Below are 22,451 nucleotides of genomic sequence, written 5' to 3'. Positions count from 1 at the left end.
GGTGACTGCCGCTGCGCAATTGGGCGAAGTCACCGCGCTGGTGGCGGGCGCGGGCGTTGATGGCGTGGCGGCACAGGCCGCGCAGATCGAAGGCGTGGCCAAAGTGCTGAAGGCCGATGACGCGGTCTATGCCCATGCGCTGGCGGAAAACGTCGCGCCGCTGGTGGCCGGGCTGTTGGGCGAATACGACGCGTTTGTCGCGCCCGCCACGACGACGGGCAAGAACGTCGCCCCGCGCGTCGCCGCGCTGGTCGATGTCGCGCAAGTGTCGGACATCCTGTCGGTCGAAGGGCCCAGGACGTTTACCCGCCCGATCTATGCGGGCAACGCGATCGCCACAGTCGAATCGAGCGATGCCAAGCTGGTGATCACCGTGCGCGGCACCGCTTTTGCCAAGGCGAATGCGACCGGCGGCAGCGCGCCTGTCGAAAGCGTTGCGGCGGGCGCGGATTCGGGTCTTTCGACCTATGTCGGCTCGGAAATCGCCAAGCTGGAACGGCCCGAGCTGACGAGCGCGAAGATCATCGTCTCGGGCGGGCGGGCGCTGAAGGATGCCGACACGTTTGCGGCAACGATCACGCCTTTGGCCGACAAGCTGGGCGCAGCGATCGGCGCGAGCCGCGCGGCGGTCGATGCGGGCTATGTGCCCAACGACTATCAGGTCGGCCAGACGGGCAAGATCGTCGCGCCGGAAGTGTACATCGCGGTCGGCATTTCGGGCGCGATCCAGCATCTGGCGGGGATGAAGGACAGCAAGACGATCATCGCGATCAACAAGGACGAAGACGCCCCGATCTTCCAGGTCGCCGACATCGGCCTCGTCGCCGATCTGTTCAGCGCCGTGCCGGAACTGGTCGGAAAGCTCTGAACGCCGGATACGGATCGAAGACACAACAAAGGCCCCGCCGGACACCCCGGCGGGGCCTTTTGCTTGCAACCTAACGCGTCTACGATTCCGGCAAAGCTGGAGGCATTCATGAAAGTTGGAATAGTCGGGGCGGGTATGGTTGGATCGGCGGCGGGCTATGCGCTCGCGCTGTTGCATGCCGCAGCGGAAATCGTCTTCGTCGATGCCAAGCCGGACCTTGCCGTGGCGCAGGCCGAGGACATCGCCCATGCCGTGCCGTTTGTCGGCGCAGTGCGGGTATCGGCGGGGGATTACGATGCACTGGCCGGGGCAGGGGTGGTCATACTCGCCGCCGGGGTGCCGCAAAAGCCCGGCGAGAGCCGGCTAAGCCTGTTGTCGCGCAATGCCGACGTCTTTGCTGCGGCGATCGACCGGGTTCGCGCCGCCGCGCCCGATGCCTTGCTGGTGGTGGCCTCGAATCCGGTCGACATCATGACCGGCATCGCGCGCAAGGCATCGGGCCTGCCGTCGGGGCGTGTCATCGGATCGGGCACGATTCTCGATACCGCCCGGTTTCGCACGCTGCTTGCCGAGCATCTGGGGGTTGCGGCCCAATCGGTCCATGCCGCCGTGCTGGGCGAACATGGCGACAGCGAAGTGCTCGCCTGGTCCGCAGCCCAGGTCGGCGGTCAGCCGCTGGCGGCCTGCGCGGCGAAGTTGGGCGTTACGCTCGATGATGCGGTGCGTGCCGCCATTGACGATGGCGTGCGCCGTGCCGCCTATCGCATCATCGCGGGCAAGGGCGCGACATGGTATGGCATTGGCGCGGGCCTCGCGCGGATTGTCCAGGCGATCCGTGATGATCAGCGCGCAGTGCTGACCGTGTCGACGTTGACTCATGTGGCCGGGATCGCCGATGTCACGCTCAGCCTGCCGCGCGTGGTCGGTGCGGGCGGGGTTACCGCAACGCTGCTGCCCGATCTGACTGCCGAAGAGACCGCCGCGCTGCATCGTTCGGCGCAAGTGCTCCGCGAGGCGGCGGCGGGTCTATGGTAAGAGCTTGAATGCCGCCGCTTCATCGAGCGGCCTGCTGAGCAGGAAGCCTTGCCCCATTTCGCAGCCCATCGCGGTCAGCGCGGCCTGCTGTTCAGCGGTTTCGATCCCTTCGGCGACGACCGTCAGATCGAGATCGCCCGCCAGATCGAGAATCGTGCGTACGATCTTGCGGCTTTTCGATTGATCGACCGCGGCGACAAAGGCGCGGTCGATCTTGATCGTGTCGAACGGCAGCGAATGGAGATAGGACAGCGAGGAATAGCCGGTGCCGAAATCGTCGAGCCCGACGCGAATGCCGATGTCGCGACATTGTTCCAGCACCTGACGCGTGCGCTCGGCGTCGAGCACTGCGACGCCTTCGGTCACTTCGAGCTTCAGACACTCCGCCGGGATCCCGGTTTCCATGATCATGGCGCGCAGATAGGGCACGAAATCGGGCTGAAGGAACTGTTGCGGTGCGATATTGACGGCAATGAAAAGGGGGGTATTCCGATCGCGGCCTTTGGCCTGGAGCCGCCCGATCGCCTTGCACGCTTCGCGCAGAACCCAATCGCCGATAAACACGATCAGACCGGTTTCTTCGGCAGTCGGGATGAAGTCGTTTGGCGCAATCAATCCGTGCCGGGGGTGATTCCACCGCACCAGCGCTTCGAACCCGAGGACCGTGCTGGTGCCCAGATCGAGGATCGCCTGGTAATGCAGCACAAATTGCTGCTCGGTGATCGCCTCGCGCAAGTCACGTTCCAGCGACATGCGTTGCCGAACCTCGGTGCCCAGCGCCTCTGTAAACATCACTGTCTTGCCCCGACCCGCAGCCTTTGCCTCATACATGGCCAGGTCGGCGTCGCGCTGGATTTCGTCGTAATCGCGATAGGTCGGGTTGCTTTGGGCGATCCCGATCGACGCGCCGATGGCAACTTCATCGCGGCCGATCGAAAATGGCAGCGTCAGTTCGGCTAGCAGGCTTGCGGCGATCGTCATCGGCAGGTCTTCATCGGCGATGTTTTCGAGCAGCACGACGAATTCATCACCACCGGTACGCGCCAGAGTCGCACGCGTCTTGTTTGCGCGCTGATGGTCTGCGTCGCGCGTACGGCAGACGCTTTCGCCGCCGACGCATTCGTCGATCGCATCGCGCAAACGCGCTGCCGTCGCCACCAGCAGGCAATCGCCCGCATCGTGGCCAAACTTGTCGTTGACCGCCTTGAAGCCGTCGAGGTCGATCACCATCACGGCAAGACCGTGTTGACCCGGGGGCAGTCGGGAAAAGGCGCTGCTCGCCCGTTCATGCAGCAGCACCCGGTTGGGCAGTGTGGTCAGCGGGTCATGCAGCGCATCGCGCAACAGCGCCTCGCGCGTGTATTCGCGCTCTGCCACGCGGCCGAGCTGGAGGGCGATCTGCGCCATGGTTTCGATCACGCACGCATTGGCAGAGATCGACCGGCGCGAAAAGAATTCGAAAATGGCGACGACTTCGCCGCCCGCCATGATCGGAAAGGCGCATCCACCCACCACACGGCAGGCGATGGCGACATCGCGGCGCAGAAAATTGGCGTCAGTGCGGACATCGTCGATCCAGTGCGCCCGCCGGTCGGCCACAACCTGCCCCGGCAGGTCCATGCCGCTCGGAAAGCTGGCGGTGTGCGATGCCTCGACAAAGGGCATCAGGTGATCGGGATTGGCAACATGCCAGCAATCGCAGGGGATCGCTTCCAGGTTTGAGTGGACGAGATAGGCGTTGCCGAAATCCCAGCCCATTTCCGCGCAGATTTCGCCCAGGGTAAAATCAAGCGCGTCGATCAGCGTGTCGGTCGCATTGGCGCGGTCGGTAATCCGCTGCAGCAGCGCTAGCAAACGCTTGCTTTCATACAGATCCCGCAGGCCGCTTTCGGCTATGGCCTCGGCAGCCTGACGCGCCTTGCGTTCGCGGGCAAGCTGGCGCTGAAGCTGGCCGATGCGCGCATCAAGCGGATCGGGCAAGTCGATGCGCGCCGATTTCATGCCGGCCACCGTGCGGCAATCCGGCACAGCGGCTGCGCATCCAGCATGCATGTCAGGTGCTCCATCGCGACCGTTTCGCCATAGTGATCCGACGCGCCGGCGACAAAGCCCTCGACCAGCGGGCAGAGCCGACGGGGCGATTGATAGGCAATGATCAGCGCGCCGTCGTCGCGGTCGGTAAAGTGAAAATGCGGGCATCCGGCGCCCGCATAGAGCTTGCGCACTTCAGGATGGATGATGGCGTTGACGCTGCATACAAAGCTGCGCGCGTGGCGATGGGCGGCAAAGAATTGCGGAAAGCGTGTGGCAAGCAGGGGCATGGCGCTGCGACCGAACCAGCGCAGCATGTCGGCGCTGGACAGGCCGAGCACGGCGGCGGCGGTGTCGGTCAGCGCCAGCAAGTGTTCGTCGGGATAGGAGCCGAGCGAGGTATAGGCCCCGCTCACGCCCGCAGCATCGACCAGATCGGGCCAGGCATGATGGCCGTGCGCATGGTTCATGACGTCTTCAAGCAGGTTGAAAATGATGCCCTTCATCGGCGCAGTATCCTGTCCGCCCGATGTTCCGGGATAGTGCGGTCAATGCGCCGACACGGATCGCGACCGGCTTAACAGGGCGGGGTGGATCACTGCGGATCCCCCGGTCATGTCGGCTTAACCACAGTGAATTTATAGCCGGCCATCGCGCTTGGCGGCAGCTCCCTCTTTACAACCGAGGCAGGTCGGGCAAGGCATGCCGGGCGACGCGTGGGCTCGCAACGGGGGGCAACTTGGCAATGAGCGAAACTGGGCACAGCACACGGATCCCGGTGGCAACGGCGCTTTTTCGCGATCACGCCTTGCGCCGCAATCTCGTGATCTGGCTGGCGCTGGCGCTGATGGTGGCGGGCCTGGCGGGGGCTGCGCTGACCGGGGCGATGGCCTGGCTGATCCTTGGCGGACTGGCCGTGCCCTTGCTGTTGCTGGCCGTGATCGACCTGATGCAGACCAAACACAGCTTGCGTCGCAATTTTCCGGGATCGGCGCGGTTGCGCTGGCTGCTCGAAAGCATGCGCCCCTTTTCGCGATCCTATCTCGTCGAAGGCGATCTTGAGGGACGACCGTTCAGCCATGAAGAGCGCGATCTCGTTTATGCGCGGGCGCATGGCAGCAGCGATGCCCATCCCTTCGGGACCGAGCTTGACGTCTATTCCAGCGAGTACGAATGGCTCGCCCATTCGATGCTGCCCAATCCCGGTGCCGACGCGGGGATGCGCGTTGCCGTCGGGTCGAGCCAATGCGCGGTTCCTTATTCGGCATCGCGGCTCAATGTCTCGGCGATGAGCTTTGGCGCGCTTGGCGGGCGGGCGATCGAGGCGCTGAACCTTGGGGCAAAGCTTGCCGGATGCTATCACGATACCGGCGAAGGCTCGATGTCGCCCCACCATTTGAAGCACGGCGGCGACATCGTCTGGCAAGTTGCTTCTGGCTATTTCGGGTGCCGCGATCGGCAGGGCCATTTCGATCCGGCGCTGTTTGCCGAACACGCGGCGCATCCCTCGGTGCGGATGATCGAAATCAAGCTGAGCCAGGGGGCCAAACCCGGCCATGGCGGGGTCTTGCCCGCCGCCAAAGTAACGCCCGAGATCGCGGCAACGCGCGGTGTGCCGCTGGATGTCGATTGCATCTCGCCGGCGTGTCACAGCGCCTTTTCGACGCCCGTCGAACTGATGGAATTTGCCGCGCGCTTGCGTGAATTGTCGGGGGGAAAGCCGGTCGGGCTGAAACTGTGCGTCGGTATGCCGCACGAAGTCTTTGCGCTGGCCAAGGCCATGCTGGCGACGGGTATCCGGCTGGATTTCATGGTCATCGACGGGGGCGAGGGCGGCACCGGCGCCGCGCCGCAGGAATTGTCGGACCGGCTCGGCATGCCGCTGCGCGAAGGCTTGATGATCGCCCGCAATGCGCTGGTCGGCGCGGGGCTCAAAAGCGAAGTGCGCCTCGCCGCCAGCGGCAAGGTCACCTCGGGCGCGGGGGTTGCGATCAACGCCGCGCTGGGCGCCGACTGGTGCAACGCGGCGCGCGCGTTCATGTTTTCGATCGGGTGCATCCAGTCGCTCAAATGCCATACCGGGCTGTGCCCGACCGGCATCGCCACGCAGTCACCGGCGCGTCAGCGCGCGCTGGTGGTCGAGGAAAAGGCCGCGCGGGTCGCCCGTTTCCATGGCGCAACGATGAAGGCGCTGCACGAGATCATCGTTGCCACCGGGCTCGACAACCCGTCCGATCTGCGCCCGTTTCATTTGCGTCAGCGGATCAACGTCGCCGAAATGCGGCAGTTTGACGAAATCTATCCCTTTGCCAAAGCTGGAGAGCTGCTCGCCGGAACGGATAATCCAACGCTGGCACGGTGGTGGAACGCGGCCAGCGCCGATACCTTTCGCCGGGTCGACAGCGACCGGCTCCGTCCGCATTAACCGCCGGTCACGCCCAATACCGCGAGCGTCAACGCTTCGATCCCGGTGCGAATCGCGATCGTGTGATCGGGGGCGAAGAACGGCGAATGGTTGACCGGCAGCGGCTTTCCTTCGGCCTTGTAGCGGTCGATCGTCGCCTGGGGGTAGCCGCCGATCGCCAGATAGACCGAATGAGTCATGCCTGCGCGCACGAATTCCGAATAGTCTTCGCTCGCGGTCCAGCCGGGGGCCGCTTCGGGGACGAGCGTGACTTTGTCCTCGCCCAGCGCCGCCTTGAGCCGGGCGGCGGTTGCCGCGGCGAGCGCGGGTTCGTTGACGACCGGGCTGGCGGTAAACGTGTGGCGGATGTCGGGCGCGGGCGCGCGGGCCATTTCGGCCTCGGCGCGTGCGGTGCGTTCGACGCCTTCGTTGATGATCCGGCGCACCTCGGGGTCATACGAGCGCAAGGTCAGTTGCAGGTCGGCATGGTCGGGGATGATGTTTGAAACAGAGCCGGCGTGAAACGCGCCGACGGTGACAACGCCGAATTTCCAAGGGTCTTTTTCGCGCGCGATCACGCTTTGCACATCGCTGACGAAATGCGCGCCTTCGACGATCGGATCGATCCCCCGGTCGGGCATCGAGCCGTGCGCACCCACGCCCTTGAAGCTGATCAGGATCGTGTCGACCGCCGATGTCGTCGGCCCCTGCTTGACATGTACCGTGCCGGCAAGGTCGGGATCGACATGCGCGGCAAAGCCGTAATCGGGGCGGGGAAAGCGCGTGAACAGTCCATCGTCGAGCATCGCCCTGGCGCCCGAAACCATTTCCTCTGCGGGCTGGCCGATGAAGACGAGCGTGCCGTGCCAACGGTCTTTCATCGCAACGAGCGCCTCGGCGGTGCCGATCCACCACGCCATGTGATTGTCATGCCCGCACGAATGCGCAACGAACGTCGGCTTGCCGTCCTCGCCCGGCTGCTGCGCCCGGCTGGCATAGGCAAGGCCGGTCTTTTCCTCCATCGGCAGCCCGTCAAGCTCGGTACGGACCAGCACGACCGGGCCATCGCCATTGCGATAGACGGCGACCACGCCGGTCTTGCCGACATGCTCGGTTACGGCAAAGCCGAGCTTGCGCATCCGCTGGGCAAGCAGCGCGGCGGTGCGGTTTTCCTGAAAGCCCAATTCGGGATGGCTGTGCAAGTCGACATAGAGCGCGTCGAGATCGCTCCACGCACGGCCGATCCCGGCATCGATCGCGGCGCGGGTCGCCGTGGCATCTGCTGCGTGTGCAACCGGCGCCATGGCGAGCAGGGGGAAAAGCGCGGCGGCGGCGAGCAGCGGACTCTGGGGCATTGGGCAACCTTGCTGAAAGTGTTGGCGCAGGAAAGGGCAGAGTGTAGCCCCCCGCCTTGCCGCGTCAATCAGCGTCAGCGCGCGTCTTCCAGACTGAAGCGGTCGGCTTCTTCGTCATAGGCGAAGATTTCGGCATAGCGGCCCCACAGCGTGACCGTGCGCAGCGTTTCGTCGGCGTAGTCCTCGCTCATGTAGTCTTCGAGTTCGTCGCGGAAACGGCGGGCCGGGGCTTCGTGGCTGGCCCGCTCGTCGAGCACGCGGCGGATATGCTGGACGAGCGGTACGTGCTGGTTCAGCGCCTGGGCAAACAGGGCCTTGCGCTGATCGACATCGCCCTGGGCATAGCGCCGCGCTGCGGGTGTCAGCACGAGTTCGGCGCCGCGCAATTCGGCAAAACGCAGCAATTGCAGCGTTTCGGCCATCGGGAACAGTTCGTCGGCTTCCAACTGAAGCGAATCCGCCAGTTCCGACATGCTCGCCCGGCCTTCGAACGGAGTGCCGTCGACTTCTTCGATCAGTCCGGCGATCGAGTTCGTCGACACGCGCGGCAGGACCATGGCGATGCCGGTGCCGGGGAACAGGCCGTCGCGCATCGGCGCGGTGATTTCGGTGCGCGCGGTCATGCGCGCATAGATGTCGTCGACCAGCGCGCGGAATGCGGGGTCAAGCCGATCGCGCGGCTGCGGCAAGTCGACCCTGATTTCGCCGACGACGCGCCCTGGATTGGTCGAAAAGACCAGAATGCGGTCGCACATCAGTACCGCTTCCTCGATATTGTGAGTCACGATCAGGATCGACTTGATCGGCACGCGCCCTTCCGACCACAGATCGAGCAAGTCGGTGCGCAGCGTTTCGGCGGTCAGCACGTCGAGCGCCGAAAACGGCTCGTCCATCAACAGGAGCGAGGGATCGACCACCAAGGCGCGGGCCAGACCGACGCGTTGACGCATCCCGCCCGACAGTTCCTTGGGATAGGCGTTTTCAAACCCGTCGAGCCCGATCAGGTCGATCGCCGCCAGCGCGCGCGCGCGGGCCTGGGGTGCTGGAATTTTCTGGGCTTCGAGGCCAAGTTCGACGTTTTCGAGCACAGTGAGCCAGGGGAACAGCGCAAACGTCTGAAACACCATCGCCACAGACGGATCGGGCACATCAGGCCCCGGCACCAGCCGCGCGATGCCTTCGCTCGGGCGGATCAGCCCGGCAATCGAGCGCAACAGCGTCGATTTGCCCGAGCCGGACCGACCGAGCAGGCCGACGATCTCGCCCTGCGACAGCTCCAGATTGACATCGTCGAGCACGAGGTGATCCTGCCCCGAATAGTAATGGCGCAGCCCTTTGACTTCGACCAGCAGGGGCTTTTCGGCGATTGCAGCGGTGGCCATGGTGCTCAGCTTCCTATCGGATTGGATTCGGCAGGTCGACAGTTTCGGATCAGGTAAGGCGCATGCGGCGTTCGCCGTAAGCGTAGAGCGGGCGCCACAGCAGCCGGTTAAAGCCCAGCACAAACAGGCTCATCACCCCGACACCGAGCGCGACCCGCGCATAGTCGCCGGACGTCGTCGCCTCGGCGATATAGCTGCCGAGGCCATGCGCGACGAGATTGCGATGCCCCCACGAGACCGCTTCGGCAACGATCGAGGCATTCCACGATCCGCCGCTCGCAGTCAGCGCGCCGGTCACATAATAGGGAAAGATCCCCGGAATGGCGACCTGACGCCACCATTGCCAGCCGCGAACATGGAACATGTCCGCCGCTTCGCGCAAGTCGGTGGGAATGGCGCTGGCCCCGGCAATGACGTTGAACAGGATATACCATTGCGTGCCCAGGATCATCAGCGGCGAAAGCCAGATGTCCGGCGCAAGGTTCCAGTGCACGATCGCCATGACCACAAAGGGAAACAGCACATTGGCCGGAAACGCGGCAAGAAACTGCGCCAGCGGCTGCAGCCGTTCGGCCCAGGCCGGGCGCAGCCCGATCCACACGCCGATCGGCACCCAGATCAGGCTGGCGAGCGCGATCAACACGATCACCCGGATCATCGTCACGCAGGCCAGCAGCACTGCCGTCACCGCATCGCGCCACACGAGATAGTGCATGACATAGCGCGCGGTCAGGAACAGCGCGCCGAGCACCGCGATCGCCACCAGAACCTGCCAGATTCGTTCGAGCGCCGGATGCGCTTGCCGTTCGCCCATGACCCGCCGCCGCCCCGCGCGCGGCTCGAATGCCAGCAACAGGCGACCGATCGCGCCGAGCGGGGCCAGCACCACCGGCAGCAGCCGCGTGCGGCGCAACAGATCGAACACCCACGATTGCGGACGTTCGGTCGAGGCGGTCATTTCAAAGCGGAATCGGTCGGCCCAGGCGACGATCGGGCGGAAAAACAACTGATCATAGGCAACGATCACCAGCGCCATTGCGCCGACTGCCTCGGCCACGGCGCGGAAATCCTGTTTCGTGATCGCCTGCGCAAGGTACGAGCCGATTCCGGGCAACGTGGCTGTGGTATTGCCGACCGTGATCGCTTCGGATGCGACCACGAAGAACCAGCCGCCCGACATCGACATCATGGCGTTCCACACCAGGGCCGGGGTGCCAAACGGGAGGTCGAGCTTCAGGAAACGGCGGATCGGCGACAGACGATAGATCATCGTCGCTTCTTCGAGATCGGTCGGGATCGAGCGCAGCGACTGATAGAAGCTGAAGGCCATGTTCCAGGCCTGGCTGGTAAAAATGGCAAAGATCGAAGCCGCCTCGACGCCCGCCACGCTGCCCGGAAACAGCCCCATGAAAAAGGTCACGGTAAAGGTCAGAAAGCCCAGAATCGGCACCGATTGCAGGATGTCGAGCGCAGGAACGATCAATTGCCCGGCATGGCGGCTGCGCGCGGCGAGCGTCGCCACGACGAGCGTGAACACCGTCGAGGCAAACAGCGCTGCAAACATGCGCAGGACCGTGCGCATGGCATAATAGGGAAGATCCCAGGGATCGAGCGTGACCGGGGCCATCTGCAAGGTCGACAAAGGCGCAACCGCGCCTTCCGCCGCGCGGAAAAACAGCACACCAAGCCCCGCCAGAATGACAAAGGCGATCGCGTCTTCCCGGCTGGGCCGGGTCAGCCGCAGCATCCGCGAAAATGCGGGAAGGGGGCGGGCGCTGTTGCGGTCGGGGCTCATCGCGGTTCGTTCCCTCAACTCGTGGTGCTGACAGTCCAGGTGGCGGAAATCACTTCGTCATGGCGGGCGAGGTGATCGGTGATCGCGTCGAGATCGGCTTCTTTGGCCGTCGACGGCACGAGCACGGCGGCCAGTTCGACCGCCTCGTCGCTTTGTGCCAAAGTCTCGATCTGACGGATCGGGTAATGCATCTGTTCAAGCTCTTCGAACAACAGATCACGGCCATGCGCCACGCGCTCGGGCGCCAGCGTCAGGTGAACGCGATAGAGCGCCTCGGTCTCGCCATGGGTCATCGGTCGGCGATCGACGAATTCGACCAGAGGACGCAGCAGAGTGTTGCCGGCCAGGACGAACAGCGTGACCAGCGCCGCCTCGGCCGGCATCCGCGCCCCGGCAAAGGCACCGACCGCCGCCGAAGCCCACAGCGTCGCCGCCGTGTTGAGCCCGCGCACTTGCGGGCCGTCCTTCATGATCACCCCGGCGCCGAGAAAGCCGATGCCCGAAACGACATAGGAAATCACGCGGACGCCGCCATCGGCGCCTGCGCTGCGCAAGCCGAGGTCGACAAAGGCCGCAGCGCCGACCGCGACCAGGACATTGGTCCGCAGCCCCGCGCTGCGCTGGCGCCATTGCCGCTCAAGCCCGATCGCCACGCCCAGCACGAATGCGGTGGCAAGGCAGATCAGCGAGATCAGCAATGCGGTCGGCTGAATCGCGAAAGCAGACGCAACCCGGTTTGTCATTTCCGTCATGGCGCCCCCCTTTCCCGATCAGATCCCGGCATGCAGCCGCAGGCCGAACACGTGTACCGGACCGCGATCACGGTTGTAGGCGGGATTGACGATGAATTGATAGTCCGCCGTCACCGTCACACCGCGAAGCACGCCGAAACTGTACCAGCTTTCAGCAATCCATTCGTCGCCCGGATGCGGCAATTTCCCGTCGCCGACGAGCGTGCCCAACCCGCCGTCGGCGAGAAAGATCTGGCGGCTGCGCGAAATGCCGTTGACCACCCCGGCAAAGCCCGCCTTGTCCGCCGCACGGCCCCAGCCTTGGCCCGACAGCGCGCCGCCGACCGAAACGCTGCGGTCGATGTCGGTGAAATCGTCCGCCTCGGTCACCCCGTCCGACGCCGAGGCGCGCGCGAACACGCCCAGCGTCTTGCTGATTTCCTGTTCGACGTTGACATAGCCGCCGCCATGATCGTTCATCCGCCGTTGCGAGGCATTGTCGGGCATGACGCCGGTCTGATCATGCGCGGCGATCATGTCGCGCAACAGCGCAAGCTTGCCTCGGGTGAAAAAGCCACCGAGGCGGATCGCGCCGGGATGTCCGGCGATCGTGTGGCGATGTTCGACTTCGCCGACGATCTGATATTGCTGAAAGCCGGTTTCGAGCGAAGGCTGGTTGGGGACTTTGGACAAGTCGAACAGCCCGGTGCGCAGCGTCCAGGCGCCTTTGTAAAGCTCTGCCGCGCCGCCAAAAGTGAAGCCCCAGGCGTTTGCTGCATAGTCGAACGAGCCCGCGTCGATCAGCGACCAGTTGAGGAAATCGCCGCGCGGATCATGGGCATAAGTATTGGTGTCGAAAACATCGACAACGCCGAACTTGCCCAGTGTCAGCACCAGCCGGTCTGCCCTCTGATGCCCGCGCAACTGGTTGGCGGCGGCATCGACTTTCGCGTTATCGCCGCCCAGGTCGATCGTCTGGCGCAGAAACAGGCGGGGCAGCTTGAAATAGGGATTGGCCTTGCCGACTTTGTAGGCCTCGGCGCTGGGAAAACCGGCGACGCCCAATGTATCCGACAGGCCAAAGCCTTGGTCGATTTCGGGATTGACCCAGATTTCGGCCCCGCGCCACGGTCGGACCCCGGCATAGAGCGTGACGTCCCAGGTTTCCTGCGCCTGATGGGGCGTCAGGCTGTTCTCCCCGGTAAAAGGAGAGCGAAAACCGGGCGTTCCCTGCACGGTAAACGTCGTCTGGCCGTGGATGGCCCAGGCCTGCGCGTCCGTCGGTGCGGGCTCGTCGGCGCGCGCCAATGCCGGCATTGCCACCATGGCAAGCGGCGCGAGCCAGCGGGCGCCGGAACAGCCAACAGTCGACATGAAACGCATCATCGGGATCCTTGGTGTGTCATCGCCGCAACAGCCTGCGCGATGCCCCCGGACCCGGTCGTCGCTTACGCTACGCGCGCACAGCCCCCCTGGCGAAAGCTTGCCATCGGCACGGGCGCGGCGCGTCCTGCTGCAAACGAGGCTGCGGTCATCGCGCAACTGTCGCCCTCACAGGACGTCGGGTTGGAACTTCGCGTCATGTCCGGTGCCTTGAACTTTCGGTATGATACGCTGGCGGGGTGAAACGGCTAAAGCGCCGTGTCGGGTGTGTCGCGCCACGCCATTGCAACAAAACATGACGATTGCGTGACACATCGCGTCGACTCGACAAGAGCTCGCCTATACCCTAGGGGGGTATGCATCAACCCCCCAAAGCGCTTGTATCGGCCATTTTTCGGCCAATCGGGCGTGCATCGCAGGGGACTGGACAACGCCATGGGCCACGTTGCACGCGAAAAACAGAAATTGCTGAACCGCATCAAGCGTATGCGCGGTCAGCTTGAAGCGATCGAACGCGCGGTCGAGGCCGACGCGGATTGTACGCGCGTCCTGCAACAGGCGACCGCCTGTCGCGGTGCGCTCGACGGGTTCATCGCCGAAGTGATCGAGGATCATATCCGCGACGCGATGGTCGACCCGGACGCCGACGCCCAGGACCCGCGCCGCCTCGCCGCCGAAGAACTGGTCGCGATCCTTCACGCCTATCTGACGTAATCAGTTCCGCCAGGTATCGAGCGCGTCTCCCAGCCCCTCGGCGAGCGGGGCGAGGTGGGTTTCAAACGCGCGCCAATGGTCAAGCCCGCTGCGATAGATCGGCTGGCGCACTTGCTCCGAACTGACCGTGCGCACCGCGCGATCGTTTTCAAAGAAGCGCAAGGTCGCCGCGTCGAACGACAAGCCCAGCCAATCGAGCAGGGCGCGCACTTGTCCTTCGGTGTCTTCGACCAGATCCTCGTAGATCAGCGTATGGACCGCGCCGGGCGCAACATCGTGGAAATGGCGCACGGCTTTCAGGTAATGGCGGTAATAGGCGGCGAGATCGTCCAGATCATAGGAAAACTCCTGTCCTTCGGCAAACAACTGCTTGAAGCAGGAAAAGCATGAAGCCATCGGATGGCGCCGCACATCGATGATCCGCGCGTTCGGCAGGATCAGGCGGATAAGGCCGATGTGGCGGAAATTGCCCGGCATCTTGTCGATGAAGCGTGGGCGACCAAGCCGGCGATGGACATGCGCGCGCCGCAAGTAGTCCGCCCCCAACTCGGCAACCGCGTCGCGTGACAGGGTTTCCCAGCCCCCAGCCTGCGCAATACGCTTGGCGATGCGTGGAATATAGGGTAGTTCCATCGTTCCTTCGACCGCCGGGTGGCTGCTCAGGATCTGTTCGACCAGCGTCGAGCCCGATCGCGGCATTCCGACGATGAAGATCGGCGCCTCGTCGGCGAGACCCCAGCCTGATCGCGTCTTCAGGATGGCGGCTGTATACGCTTTGGCGACTGCATCCGCCCGGGCAATTCCTTCGGCGGGGGGCGCCACCAATCGCGCTCGCGCCAGCGCTGCGCCAACCCGATAATGGGCAAAGGCTTCATCGACTGCACCGGCATCCTCGGACCGGCGGCCAAGCGCGTATTCGAGCGCCAGGCGGTCTTCATCGGACAGCGCCGTCGCCAATTGCGCGCGCATCTCTGCCTCGTCAGCCCCGGTCAGCGTGCCGACCTTGAGATTGGCCAGCGACCACCAGGCTTCCCCCGTGCCGGGGCGCAGGGCCAGTGCGGCGCGATAGGCCGCAATCGCCGCATCGCGTCGACCAGCCAGCCGCAAAGCCCGGCCACGGTTGACCAGAACCAGCGGATTGCCCGGGAAGCGAGCCGCCAAAGCGGTCAGGATACGCTCTGCGCCTGCTTCATCGCCTTGCAGCAGGAGGCAGGCCGCCTGGAGGTTGCAATAGGCCGGATTATCCGGATCGGTCGCCAACAATGGTTCGAGGGCGGCCAGAGCGGCCTCGGCATCAAGCTGCGCATGGTGAACACGGGCAAGATCGAACCGCGCGGCGGCAAGATCCGGGCGCAAAGTCAGCGCATGGCGCAACAGCGCTTCGGCATCGTCCAGCGCCCGCACTGTGAGGCGGCAACTCGCCAGAAGATACACCGCATCGGCATCACCCGGCTGTGCCCGGCACCACGGCATGAGCAGCGCTTCTGCCCGCGCGGTGTCGCCCAGTGCGATCGCTTCAGCGGCTTGCCCCGGCGCGCCGTCGCCCCGGTCGATCCGCGCCAATCGCGCCCGTGCCAACCGTTCACGCGCGGCATCACCGTGGGCAAAGGCCAGATCGGCCAGCGCCTGCCAGCCATCGCGATAGCGCGGATCGATCGTCACGGCCGCGTCGAGTTGGGCAAACGCGTCGGCTGACCGGCCCAGCGCGGCGAGCGTCAGGCCGAGTTCATACCGCGTGCGCATGGCGCGCGGCCAGCCGCGGGCCAATCCGCCAAGCAAGGGCAGCGCTTCGCCCGCGCGCCCGAGCCGCCGCAAGGCCGATGCCAGAATCAACTGTGGACGTGGATCGCCGGGCATTCTGCCGCACAGCATCCGCGCCTCTCGCTCGGCACGGGCGGGATCAAGGGCAAGTGCCGTCGCGGCGCTATCGATCGGGTCGGCCATGGGCGCCTGATAAGCAAGACGGGTGAGTAATGAAAGAAGGGGCCGGGGCATTGGCCATGCCCCGACCCTAATCTTTCCGGAAATAGTCGGTCGTCGGCCCAAGCGAGCCGACGACCGTGAACCAGATCACTCTCAGAACGTGAAAGTGGCCTTGGCGTAATAGTAACCGCCGTCGATACCCCACGGCGTGATCGCGAGCGGCGCGTTGTAGACGTGCCCGCCATCGGCCGGCAGGCCGCTGTAAAGCGGCATCGTCGGCGCCTTCTTGTTGAGCAGGTTGTTGGCGCCGGCATCAAGGCGCATCCATTCGGTCACCTTGTAACCGATGTTGATGTCGGTGATCGCGGATGTGCCGATATGGGTTTCGGTATAATGTGCGCCATCACCCGAAACCTCCTGGCTGACGCTGCCATAGATCGTTTCGCGCAGATTGAGCGAGAACTTGCCCACAGTGTAAAGCGCGCCAAGGATCGTCTTCACCTTAGGCGTCGCCGACGTCAGCGCGTCGATCGCCGTCGGCGTCAACAAGGCAGTCTGGCCAAACCCGGCATTGGTAACCGAGGCGGGCAGGCTTGCGACATACACCGCCTTGGTGGTGTTGTAGTTGAAGCCGATCGACCAGGCGACCTTTCCGGCAGTGCCGAAGTCGCTGGAATAATTGGCGGTGGCCTCGACGCCCTTGGTGTGGGTGTCGGCGCCGTTGGTGAAGAGGTTGAGCCCTTCGGACGTCAGCGATTCAGACCCCGACTGTGCAACGATACCGCGCGCTGCGAGCGAATTCAGCACAGTCTGTGAAACAATGCCCGAGCTGCCATAACCCGCCGAATAGCCATAGATGCTGCCCGAGCCGACGATGCGGTCGCGCAACAGGATTTCATAGGCGTCGACCGTGATCTGCAGACGCGGCGCAGGATGCGCAACGAAACCGATCGAATAGTTGGTCGAACGTTCCGGCTTCAGCTTGGGGAAACCGAGCGCCTGAGCGGCCGAAGAATTCGACGGGATCTGGGCGAAGATCGACGTCGGGCCGACGTTGGTCGACGAATAGTATTCTTCCGCCAGAGTCGGTGCGCGGAATCCGTTGGAAACCGTGCCGCGAAGCGCGAACGCCGGGCTGAAGTCATAACGCGCGTTGAACTTGCCCGTCACCACGCTGCCGAAATCGGAATAATGTTCGTAGCGACCGGCAAAGTCGAGCTTGAGCGGGCTGATCGGCTGAACCGCGAGATCGACATAGGCCGCAACGGCATGACGCCCGTTGACGCTGGCATCGGTCGGCTGGAACCCGGCATAAGACGCCGAGCCGCCGGAATACCACGACCCGGTTTCACCCGCCTGAATTGCGTAGCGGTCATAGCGATACTGGCCGCCAAACGCCAAGGTGATCGGCTTGGCAAAGCCAACCTCGAAGTCTTTGGTCACGCCGAGGTCGGTCGACCATTCGCTGTTGACCAGCGTGCCGTCATAGAAATTCGTCTGCGGCGCGATCAGCGTAGCGCTCTGCAACTGTTCGGCACTGTACAATGCGCCGTTGACCGAATCGAGCGTGTAGAAGGCAACGGAATCGCGGCCATAGGTCTGCGAAAGATCCCAGTTCCAGCCCGAGACATCACCCTTCAGACCGGCAGTGGCCGAGAAATCCTCTTCGCGGATGCTTTCGAGCGGGTTGAAGCCCTCGGGGAACGGATAGACCGTTGCGCCGTCGCTGGTCACACCCGAAATGCGGGTCGCCGAGCGATAGTTTTCGTACGACTTCGCATTGCGATTGCCATAGCTGGCAACGACATAGGCCTTCACATTGTCAGTCAGGTCGTAACCCGAATTGATCATGAAGTTGTAGATCGTATAACGTGCATCGCCCACGATGGTGTTGACGCGCGGCGCAAACGGGTTCGACTGCAAACCCGCCGCAATCGTCGCGTTGGTCGTCGTCATGTTGCAGTTGGTGTCGTAGTAGCGGGCATCGCAATCGCCGCGCTGGCTGAAGTCGTGGAACTTGTATTCGCCGGTAAAATTCAGGAACCCGCGCTCGCCCAGCTTCATGCCAAAGTTCAGCGAGGTCGAGGCGCTCTTGCCGTCGGCTTTGTAGTATTGGCCGCCGGTCACATTCCACGAACCGCCGTGATCGGCGTCCTTGAGGATGATGTTGACCACCCCGGCAATGGCGTCAGAGCCGTATTGCGCAGCGGCACCGTCCTGCAGGACTTCGATATGGCCGATAGCAGACGCCGGAATGAAGCTGAGATCGGTGGTTGCCGAACCGGTGTAAGGGCTACCGCTGTCGACAGCGAGGTTGGCCGTGCCGTGGCGGCGCTTGCCGTTGACCAGAACGAGCGTGTCGTTGGGGCTGAGCCCGCGTAGCGCAGCAGACAGCGTCAGGTTGGCGGTATCCGCGCCGTATGACGACAGATTGAGCGACGGCAGCGTTTGCGAGAGAATCTGGTTCAGATCGGGCTGACCGACGCTCTGGAACGCAGCGGCGCCGACGATTTCAATCGGCGCGGCGCTGTCGGCAGCGTGGGTGCCGGTGATCCGTGTACCGGTGACGATGATGTCGTTGGCAACTGCGGGGGCTTCGGTTGCGGGCGCCGGCGCATCGGCAGCGTGTGCGGCGATCGGCAGAGCGGCGATGGACGTGGCAAGAGCCAGCGCCGTCGTGCTGAACAGAATCTTCTTCATGCAGTTTCCCTCACTAGGTTCGACGTCTGGCCGTTTGATCGGGCCAAAATCCGCAATTTCCCTGGATTTGCGGATCATGCCCGATGGCTAGCCAGCCGCCGCCCCTGACGGACATACTGCGAACAGCGTATAGACTTTGATGAGGGCCTCTCAGTCTCCTGACAACGTGTTGATTTGGCGCGCCATTTCTACGGGTGCAGAAATGTCACACAGGTTTGTTAAAGGATGGCATTTTCATTTCCGGTTCATCCGGGCCGCCCGGTGTGCCGACGTGGCCGATAAACGCGGCTGCCCCGCCGCGTCCTTCGGGAGGAGACGGCGGGGGAGGCACTGCGGGGCGGGGTGCGCTTTTAGCGCTTGATATTGATGACCTGAAGCTGGGTATATTCGGCCAGCCCTTCGATCGATTGCTCGGCGCCGAGGCCGGATTGCTTGAACCCTGCCATCGGGATATGCGGGCCGATCGCGACATGCTGGTTGACCCAGACCTGGCCCGCTTCGAGCCGCGCGGCGATTGCGGCGGCGCGGTCGACATCGCTGCTCCACACCGATCCGCCAAGGCCATAGTCGCCGGCATTGGCCCGCGCGATGACATCATCCACATCGTCAAAGCGGATCACCGGCAGGATCGGGCCGAACTGTTCCTCGTCGACGATTTTCGCGCCGTCGGTGACATCGCGCACGATCGTCGGTTCGATGAAATAGCCCGCGCGCTCCATCGCCTTGCCGCCGGCAATGATCACGCCTTCGGCGCGCGCCGCCTCAAGGAAACCTTTGACCTTTTCGTACTGCGCCGCGTTCTGGATCGGCCCGATGCGGGTGCCTTGTTCGAGCCCGTCGCCGACCACTGCCTGTTCGGCCAGGCGCGCCAGTTCCGTGCACATCGCGTCGTAAATGTCGGCGTGGACATAGGCGCGCTTGATCGCCAGGCAGACTTGCCCGCAATTCAGGAATGCACCGCCGAAAATCGCCTCTGCCGTCGCGCGCACGTCGACATCGGCGAGCACGATCGCCGCGTCATTGCCGCCCAGTTCGAGCGTCAGGCGTTTCAGCGTGTCGGCGCTGTTGGCGGCAATGCGTTTGCCGGTCGCGGTCGATCCGGTGAAGCCGACTTTCGCCACGTCGCGGTGCGCGGTCAGATGGGGGCCGAGGTCATTGGCGTCGGTGATCACGTTGACCACGCCCGCCGGGAATACCGCCTGGCAGATTTCGCCGAGCACCAGCGCGGTCACCGGCGTCGTCGGCGCGGGCTTCAGCACGATGGCGTTGCCCGCCAGAACCGCCGGGCCGATTTTCCAGCAGGCCACGAGCAAGGGGAAATTCCACGCGATGATCCCGACGACGACGCCCAGAGGCTGATGCCGCACGGCGATATAGCCCGCGTCGTCATCCTGAATCACCCGGTCGGGCAATTCGAGCGTGGCGTAATGGCGCAGATAGCCTTCGGTCCAGGCCAGTTCGCCTTGCGCTTCGGGCAGGGGCTTGCCCTGTTCGAGCGTGAGCAGGCGCGCCAGTTCATCCTTGCGCGCGGCGATCGCGTCGGCCAGCGCATTGAGCGCGGCGCGGCGCTCGCCGATCGGGCGCGCAGCCCACGCCGGTTGCGCGGCCTTGGCCGCCGCGATGGCGGCATCCGCGTCGGCGACCGAGGCGTGCGGCACCTGGGCAAACACTTCGCCGGTCGCCGGGTTGATCACGTCGATGTGGCGCGTGCTGTCGACGCGTTGCCCGTCGATCAGCATCTGGTAATGCGGCATGGTCCTCTCCATTTTATACGAGACGTTTCTTGTCAGAACTTGCGGCTGAGTGTGAAACCGAAGGTGCGCGGAGCGCCGATATGGTTGTAGATGAAATTGAATGCGGACCCGGTTTCAAGATCGTAGCGTGAGGTGAAATAGAACCGGTTGGCGATGTTTTTGCCCCAGACTGTAAATGTCCACGCCTTGTCGGGCGACACCCAGTCGATGTGGCCGTCGAACAGTTCATACCCGTTCTGGGTCAGGAATGATTTGTTGTGAATGTCGAAAAACTGGCTCGACACATGGCTGAGAGAGGGATGGGCCGAGATCGTGCCGAAATTGCCCTCGACCAGAGTCCAGTCGATGCCCCCGTCAAACGAGAAATGCGGCGCGTTGATCAGCGCATTGCCCGACACGTCGAGCCCGTCGACCACGCCGCTGTCGACTTTGGCACTCAGCCATCCGACATTCGAATGCAGCGACAGCATGTCGTTGATCCGCAGCGAGACCTGACCTTCGGCGCCATAGATGTGCGACCGGTCGAGATTGACCAGCGTCTGCGCCGCAGTCGTCGGATTGACGCTGATGAATTGCTGGTCGTGATAGCGGTAATAGAACCCCGCCAGATTGACCGTCAGGCGGCGGTTGAAAAACTGGCCCTTTTCGCCCAGTTCGAATGCGGAGATTGTTTCGGGCCTTGCCTGGTTGAATTCCGCGGGGAGGAAAAATGCCTGCGCGTTGAAGCTGTTGCCGCGATAGCCGGTGCTCCAGGTGCCATAGAAATGGACATTGCGGTTGACGGTGTAATCCAGCCCCAGCTTGCCGGTCAGGCGGCTGGTGGAAAAGCTTTGCGCAACGGTGGCATTAAGGTCGCTGGTCCCGGTGCCGGGGATGTTATTGTAAAGCGCATTGCCGGTGGGGCCATAGACGATCGAATTGAAATTGTACTGGCGCCCGTCGTCCCACGTATAGCGCAAGCCGCCGCGCAGGATGAAATTGCCGATTTTCCAATTGCCGTCGGAATAAAGCGCATAGCTGTGCTTCAGCTGGTCGAACTGGTTCTGGACCACGCAATCGGCCGAATAGGCATTGGCGATACAGCTCGCATCGCTGACCGGGGCCAGATCGGTGAACAACTGGAACCGGTTGGCATTCCACACCATTTCGCGGTTGTAATAGGCGCCGAGGATGAAATTCCACGGCTTTGACCATTTGGTCGTCAGGCGCAGATCCTGGGTGAACTGCTTTGCCGTATCGTAGTACCAGATCGCGATCGAGTTGTTGGGCGCGCCCGAGGTGTGTTCGGGAATGACCAGATTGCCGTAATCGTACGATGTGATCGACGTCAGCGCGAGGCCGTTGTCGAAATCGTAGTTGAGCGTCAACGAGGCCGATTGCGTCAGGTTGCGGCGGCGACCGTCGTTGTAGGACTGCGTCTGCCAATTGCCGAGCGAAGCGGGGCGCGCATAGATCAGGCTGGTGTCGGTATAGACGCTGGCACCTTCACCGCCCGGCCCGGGCTGGGCATAGATGCCGTAGTTGTAAGGAGTCTGGAGCGTTTCTTCGACCCGGAGCAGGGCGCTGAACTGACTGCTGGGCTGATACAGCAGCGAGACCCGCGCGCCCCAGTCGCGCTTTGAATCGAAATCGGGCTGGCCGGGGGTCACGTTCTTGAACCAGCCGTCGGCAAGATCCCCGGTGACCGCGACACGCACGGCAAGCGTCTTGGTGATCGCGGTGTTGATTGCCGCGGCCCCGCTAAGGGCGTTGTAATTGCCATAGCCGACCGAGGCATAGCCGTTGGTATCGAATGTCGGTGCGCGCATGATCAGATTGACCGCGCCGCCGGTGGTGTTCTTGCCATAGAGCGTGCCTTGCGGCCCCGACAGCACTTCGAGGTGATCGACGTCAAAGAAGCCAAGGCCCAGCAGCGCTGGATTGCCCTTGTAGACTTCGTTGTAATAGGTCGCGATCGGCCCGTCCTGATTGAGCGAATAGTCCGACATCGAGATCCCGCGCAGCGAGAACAGCGGCGTGGAATCGCCCGTGGTGTTGGTCGAATGCAGGTTGGGCACGAGGCTGACGATGTCGCCGGCCTGGGTAATGTGGCTCTTGGCCAGCGTATCGGCACTGATCGCGGTTATCGACGCAGGGATGTCCTGCGCACGTTCCCGGCGCTTTTGCGCGACGACAACGATTTCGGGCCCCGACGAGCTGTCGGCGGCGGGGCTGTTGGTGGCAGGGCTATTGGTGGCAGGGCTATTGGTGGCAGGGGTTGCCTGCGCCATCGCCGGCGTTGTCGTAAACATGCCGCAGCCAAGGCCGCAAGCTATCAGCGCCGCACGCGCGGCGTGCGACAGCAGGTGCTGTTTCATCAATGTCCCCTCCCTGGGA

At 63.7% G+C, this 22,451-nt stretch carries 15 protein-coding genes; 4 read left to right on the top strand and 11 right to left on the bottom strand.

The features are described from left to right. Nucleotides 1-868, top strand: an 868-nt coding sequence (locus tag AQZ50_RS03875) for an electron transfer flavoprotein subunit alpha/FixB family protein (protein ID WP_067742882.1), incomplete at its 5' end; no start/stop codon positions are given. A 108-nt stretch (nt 869-976) separates the two neighbouring features. Beyond that, entirely contained in the window at nt 977-1,903 is a 927-nt protein-coding gene (locus AQZ50_RS03870) for an L-lactate dehydrogenase (protein ID WP_067742879.1), read from the top strand. Here AQZ50_RS03870 and AQZ50_RS03865 read toward each other — a convergent pair. Both AQZ50_RS03865 and AQZ50_RS03860 read right to left on the bottom strand, forming a co-directional pair. Continuing rightward, nucleotides 1,895-3,904: a putative bifunctional diguanylate cyclase/phosphodiesterase gene (locus AQZ50_RS03865; protein WP_156427217.1), complete on the bottom strand. Its 2,010-nt coding sequence runs from the start codon at nt 3,902-3,904 to the stop codon at nt 1,895-1,897. The two genes, AQZ50_RS03870 and AQZ50_RS03865, sit on opposite strands and share 9 nt — an antisense overlap. Beyond that, on the bottom strand, nt 3,901-4,440 hold the full coding sequence (locus AQZ50_RS03860; protein ID WP_067742873.1) for a heme NO-binding domain-containing protein: 540 nt from the start codon (nt 4,438-4,440) through the stop codon (nt 3,901-3,903). Before AQZ50_RS03860 ends, AQZ50_RS03865 begins: the two co-directional genes overlap by 4 nt. A gap of 239 nt (nt 4,441-4,679) precedes the next feature. On the opposite strand from AQZ50_RS03860, the gene AQZ50_RS03855 reads away from it, so the two are divergent. After that, complete coding sequence (locus AQZ50_RS03855; protein ID WP_067742871.1) at nt 4,680-6,359, top strand: FMN-binding glutamate synthase family protein; 1,680 nt, start codon at nt 4,680-4,682, stop codon at nt 6,357-6,359. On the opposite strand, the gene AQZ50_RS03850 is transcribed toward AQZ50_RS03855, so the two are convergent. The 5 genes from AQZ50_RS03850 to AQZ50_RS03830 all read right to left on the bottom strand — a co-directional run bounded on the left by AQZ50_RS03850 (nt 6,356) and on the right by AQZ50_RS03830 (nt 12,984). Then, entirely contained in the window at nt 6,356-7,693 is a 1,338-nt protein-coding gene (locus AQZ50_RS03850) for an amidohydrolase (RefSeq protein ID WP_067742868.1), read from the bottom strand. The genes AQZ50_RS03855 and AQZ50_RS03850 overlap by 4 nt on opposite strands. A gap of 74 nt (nt 7,694-7,767) precedes the next feature. Continuing rightward, nucleotides 7,768-9,075 (bottom strand): ABC transporter ATP-binding protein, encoded by a 1,308-nt coding sequence (locus AQZ50_RS03845; protein WP_067742866.1) that lies wholly within the window; start codon nt 9,073-9,075, stop codon nt 7,768-7,770. Between the two features lie 49 nt (nt 9,076-9,124). After that, entirely contained in the window at nt 9,125-10,870 is a 1,746-nt protein-coding gene (locus AQZ50_RS03840; protein WP_067742862.1) for an ABC transporter permease, read from the bottom strand. Between the two features lie 14 nt (nt 10,871-10,884). Further along, on the bottom strand, nt 10,885-11,613 hold the full coding sequence (locus tag AQZ50_RS03835) for an MgtC/SapB family protein (RefSeq protein WP_067743777.1): 729 nt from the start codon (nt 11,611-11,613) through the stop codon (nt 10,885-10,887). A gap of 27 nt (nt 11,614-11,640) precedes the next feature. Continuing rightward, entirely contained in the window at nt 11,641-12,984 is a 1,344-nt protein-coding gene (locus AQZ50_RS03830; protein ID WP_231730098.1) for a carbohydrate porin, read from the bottom strand. A gap of 435 nt (nt 12,985-13,419) precedes the next feature. Here AQZ50_RS03830 and AQZ50_RS03820 point away from each other — a divergent pair, with 435 nt between their 5' ends. Then, entirely contained in the window at nt 13,420-13,698 is a 279-nt protein-coding gene (locus AQZ50_RS03820; protein WP_067742857.1) for a metal/formaldehyde-sensitive transcriptional repressor, read from the top strand. On the opposite strand, the gene AQZ50_RS03815 is transcribed toward AQZ50_RS03820, so the two are convergent. The 4 genes from AQZ50_RS03815 to AQZ50_RS03800 all read right to left on the bottom strand — a co-directional run bounded on the left by AQZ50_RS03815 (nt 13,699) and on the right by AQZ50_RS03800 (nt 22,432). Continuing rightward, on the bottom strand, nt 13,699-15,642 hold the full coding sequence (locus tag AQZ50_RS03815) for a tetratricopeptide repeat-containing sulfotransferase family protein (RefSeq protein WP_067742856.1): 1,944 nt from the start codon (nt 15,640-15,642) through the stop codon (nt 13,699-13,701). A 132-nt stretch (nt 15,643-15,774) separates the two neighbouring features. Further along, on the bottom strand, nt 15,775-18,321 hold the full coding sequence (locus AQZ50_RS03810; protein ID WP_067742854.1) for a TonB-dependent receptor plug domain-containing protein: 2,547 nt from the start codon (nt 18,319-18,321) through the stop codon (nt 15,775-15,777). 350 nt (nt 18,322-18,671) lie between these two features. Then, nucleotides 18,672-20,075, bottom strand: coding sequence for an aldehyde dehydrogenase family protein (locus tag AQZ50_RS03805; RefSeq protein ID WP_067742852.1), 1,404 nt, complete (start codon nt 20,073-20,075; stop codon nt 18,672-18,674). 32 nt (nt 20,076-20,107) lie between these two features. After that, nucleotides 20,108-22,432 carry a TonB-dependent receptor gene (locus tag AQZ50_RS03800; RefSeq protein ID WP_067742851.1) on the bottom strand — a complete coding sequence of 775 codons (2,325 nt, stop codon included), beginning with the start codon at nt 22,430-22,432 and terminating at the stop codon, nt 20,108-20,110. Between the last annotated feature and the right edge of the window lie 19 nt (nt 22,433-22,451).

Source organism: Novosphingobium sp. Fuku2-ISO-50, assembly GCF_001519055.1.
Lineage (GTDB): Bacteria > Pseudomonadota > Alphaproteobacteria > Sphingomonadales > Sphingomonadaceae > Novosphingobium.
This window is presented reverse-complemented; position numbering and strand designations above follow the sequence as displayed.

Coding starts and splice junctions, on each gene's coding strand:
- AQZ50_RS03835 (WP_067743777.1), bottom strand. CDS start 11,613: ATGACAAACCGGGTTGCGTCTGCTTTCGCGATTCAGCCGACCGCATTG.
- AQZ50_RS03850 (WP_067742868.1), bottom strand. CDS start 7,693: ATGCCCCAGAGTCCGCTGCTCGCCGCCGCCGCGCTTTTCCCCCTGCTC.
- AQZ50_RS03820 (WP_067742857.1), top strand. CDS start 13,420: ATGGGCCACGTTGCACGCGAAAAACAGAAATTGCTGAACCGCATCAAG.
- AQZ50_RS03860 (WP_067742873.1), bottom strand. CDS start 4,440: ATGAAGGGCATCATTTTCAACCTGCTTGAAGACGTCATGAACCATGCG.
- AQZ50_RS03815 (WP_067742856.1), bottom strand. CDS start 15,642: ATGGCCGACCCGATCGATAGCGCCGCGACGGCACTTGCCCTTGATCCC.
- AQZ50_RS03810 (WP_067742854.1), bottom strand. CDS start 18,321: ATGAAGAAGATTCTGTTCAGCACGACGGCGCTGGCTCTTGCCACGTCC.
- AQZ50_RS03800 (WP_067742851.1), bottom strand. CDS start 22,432: ATGAAACAGCACCTGCTGTCGCACGCCGCGCGTGCGGCGCTGATAGCT.
- AQZ50_RS03805 (WP_067742852.1), bottom strand. CDS start 20,075: ATGCCGCATTACCAGATGCTGATCGACGGGCAACGCGTCGACAGCACG.
- AQZ50_RS03870 (WP_067742879.1), top strand. CDS start 977: ATGAAAGTTGGAATAGTCGGGGCGGGTATGGTTGGATCGGCGGCGGGC.
- AQZ50_RS03865 (WP_156427217.1), bottom strand. CDS start 3,904: ATGAAATCGGCGCGCATCGACTTGCCCGATCCGCTTGATGCGCGCATC.
- AQZ50_RS03830 (WP_231730098.1), bottom strand. CDS start 12,984: ATGCGTTTCATGTCGACTGTTGGCTGTTCCGGCGCCCGCTGGCTCGCG.
- AQZ50_RS03855 (WP_067742871.1), top strand. CDS start 4,680: ATGAGCGAAACTGGGCACAGCACACGGATCCCGGTGGCAACGGCGCTT.
- AQZ50_RS03845 (WP_067742866.1), bottom strand. CDS start 9,075: ATGGCCACCGCTGCAATCGCCGAAAAGCCCCTGCTGGTCGAAGTCAAA.
- AQZ50_RS03840 (WP_067742862.1), bottom strand. CDS start 10,870: ATGAGCCCCGACCGCAACAGCGCCCGCCCCCTTCCCGCATTTTCGCGG.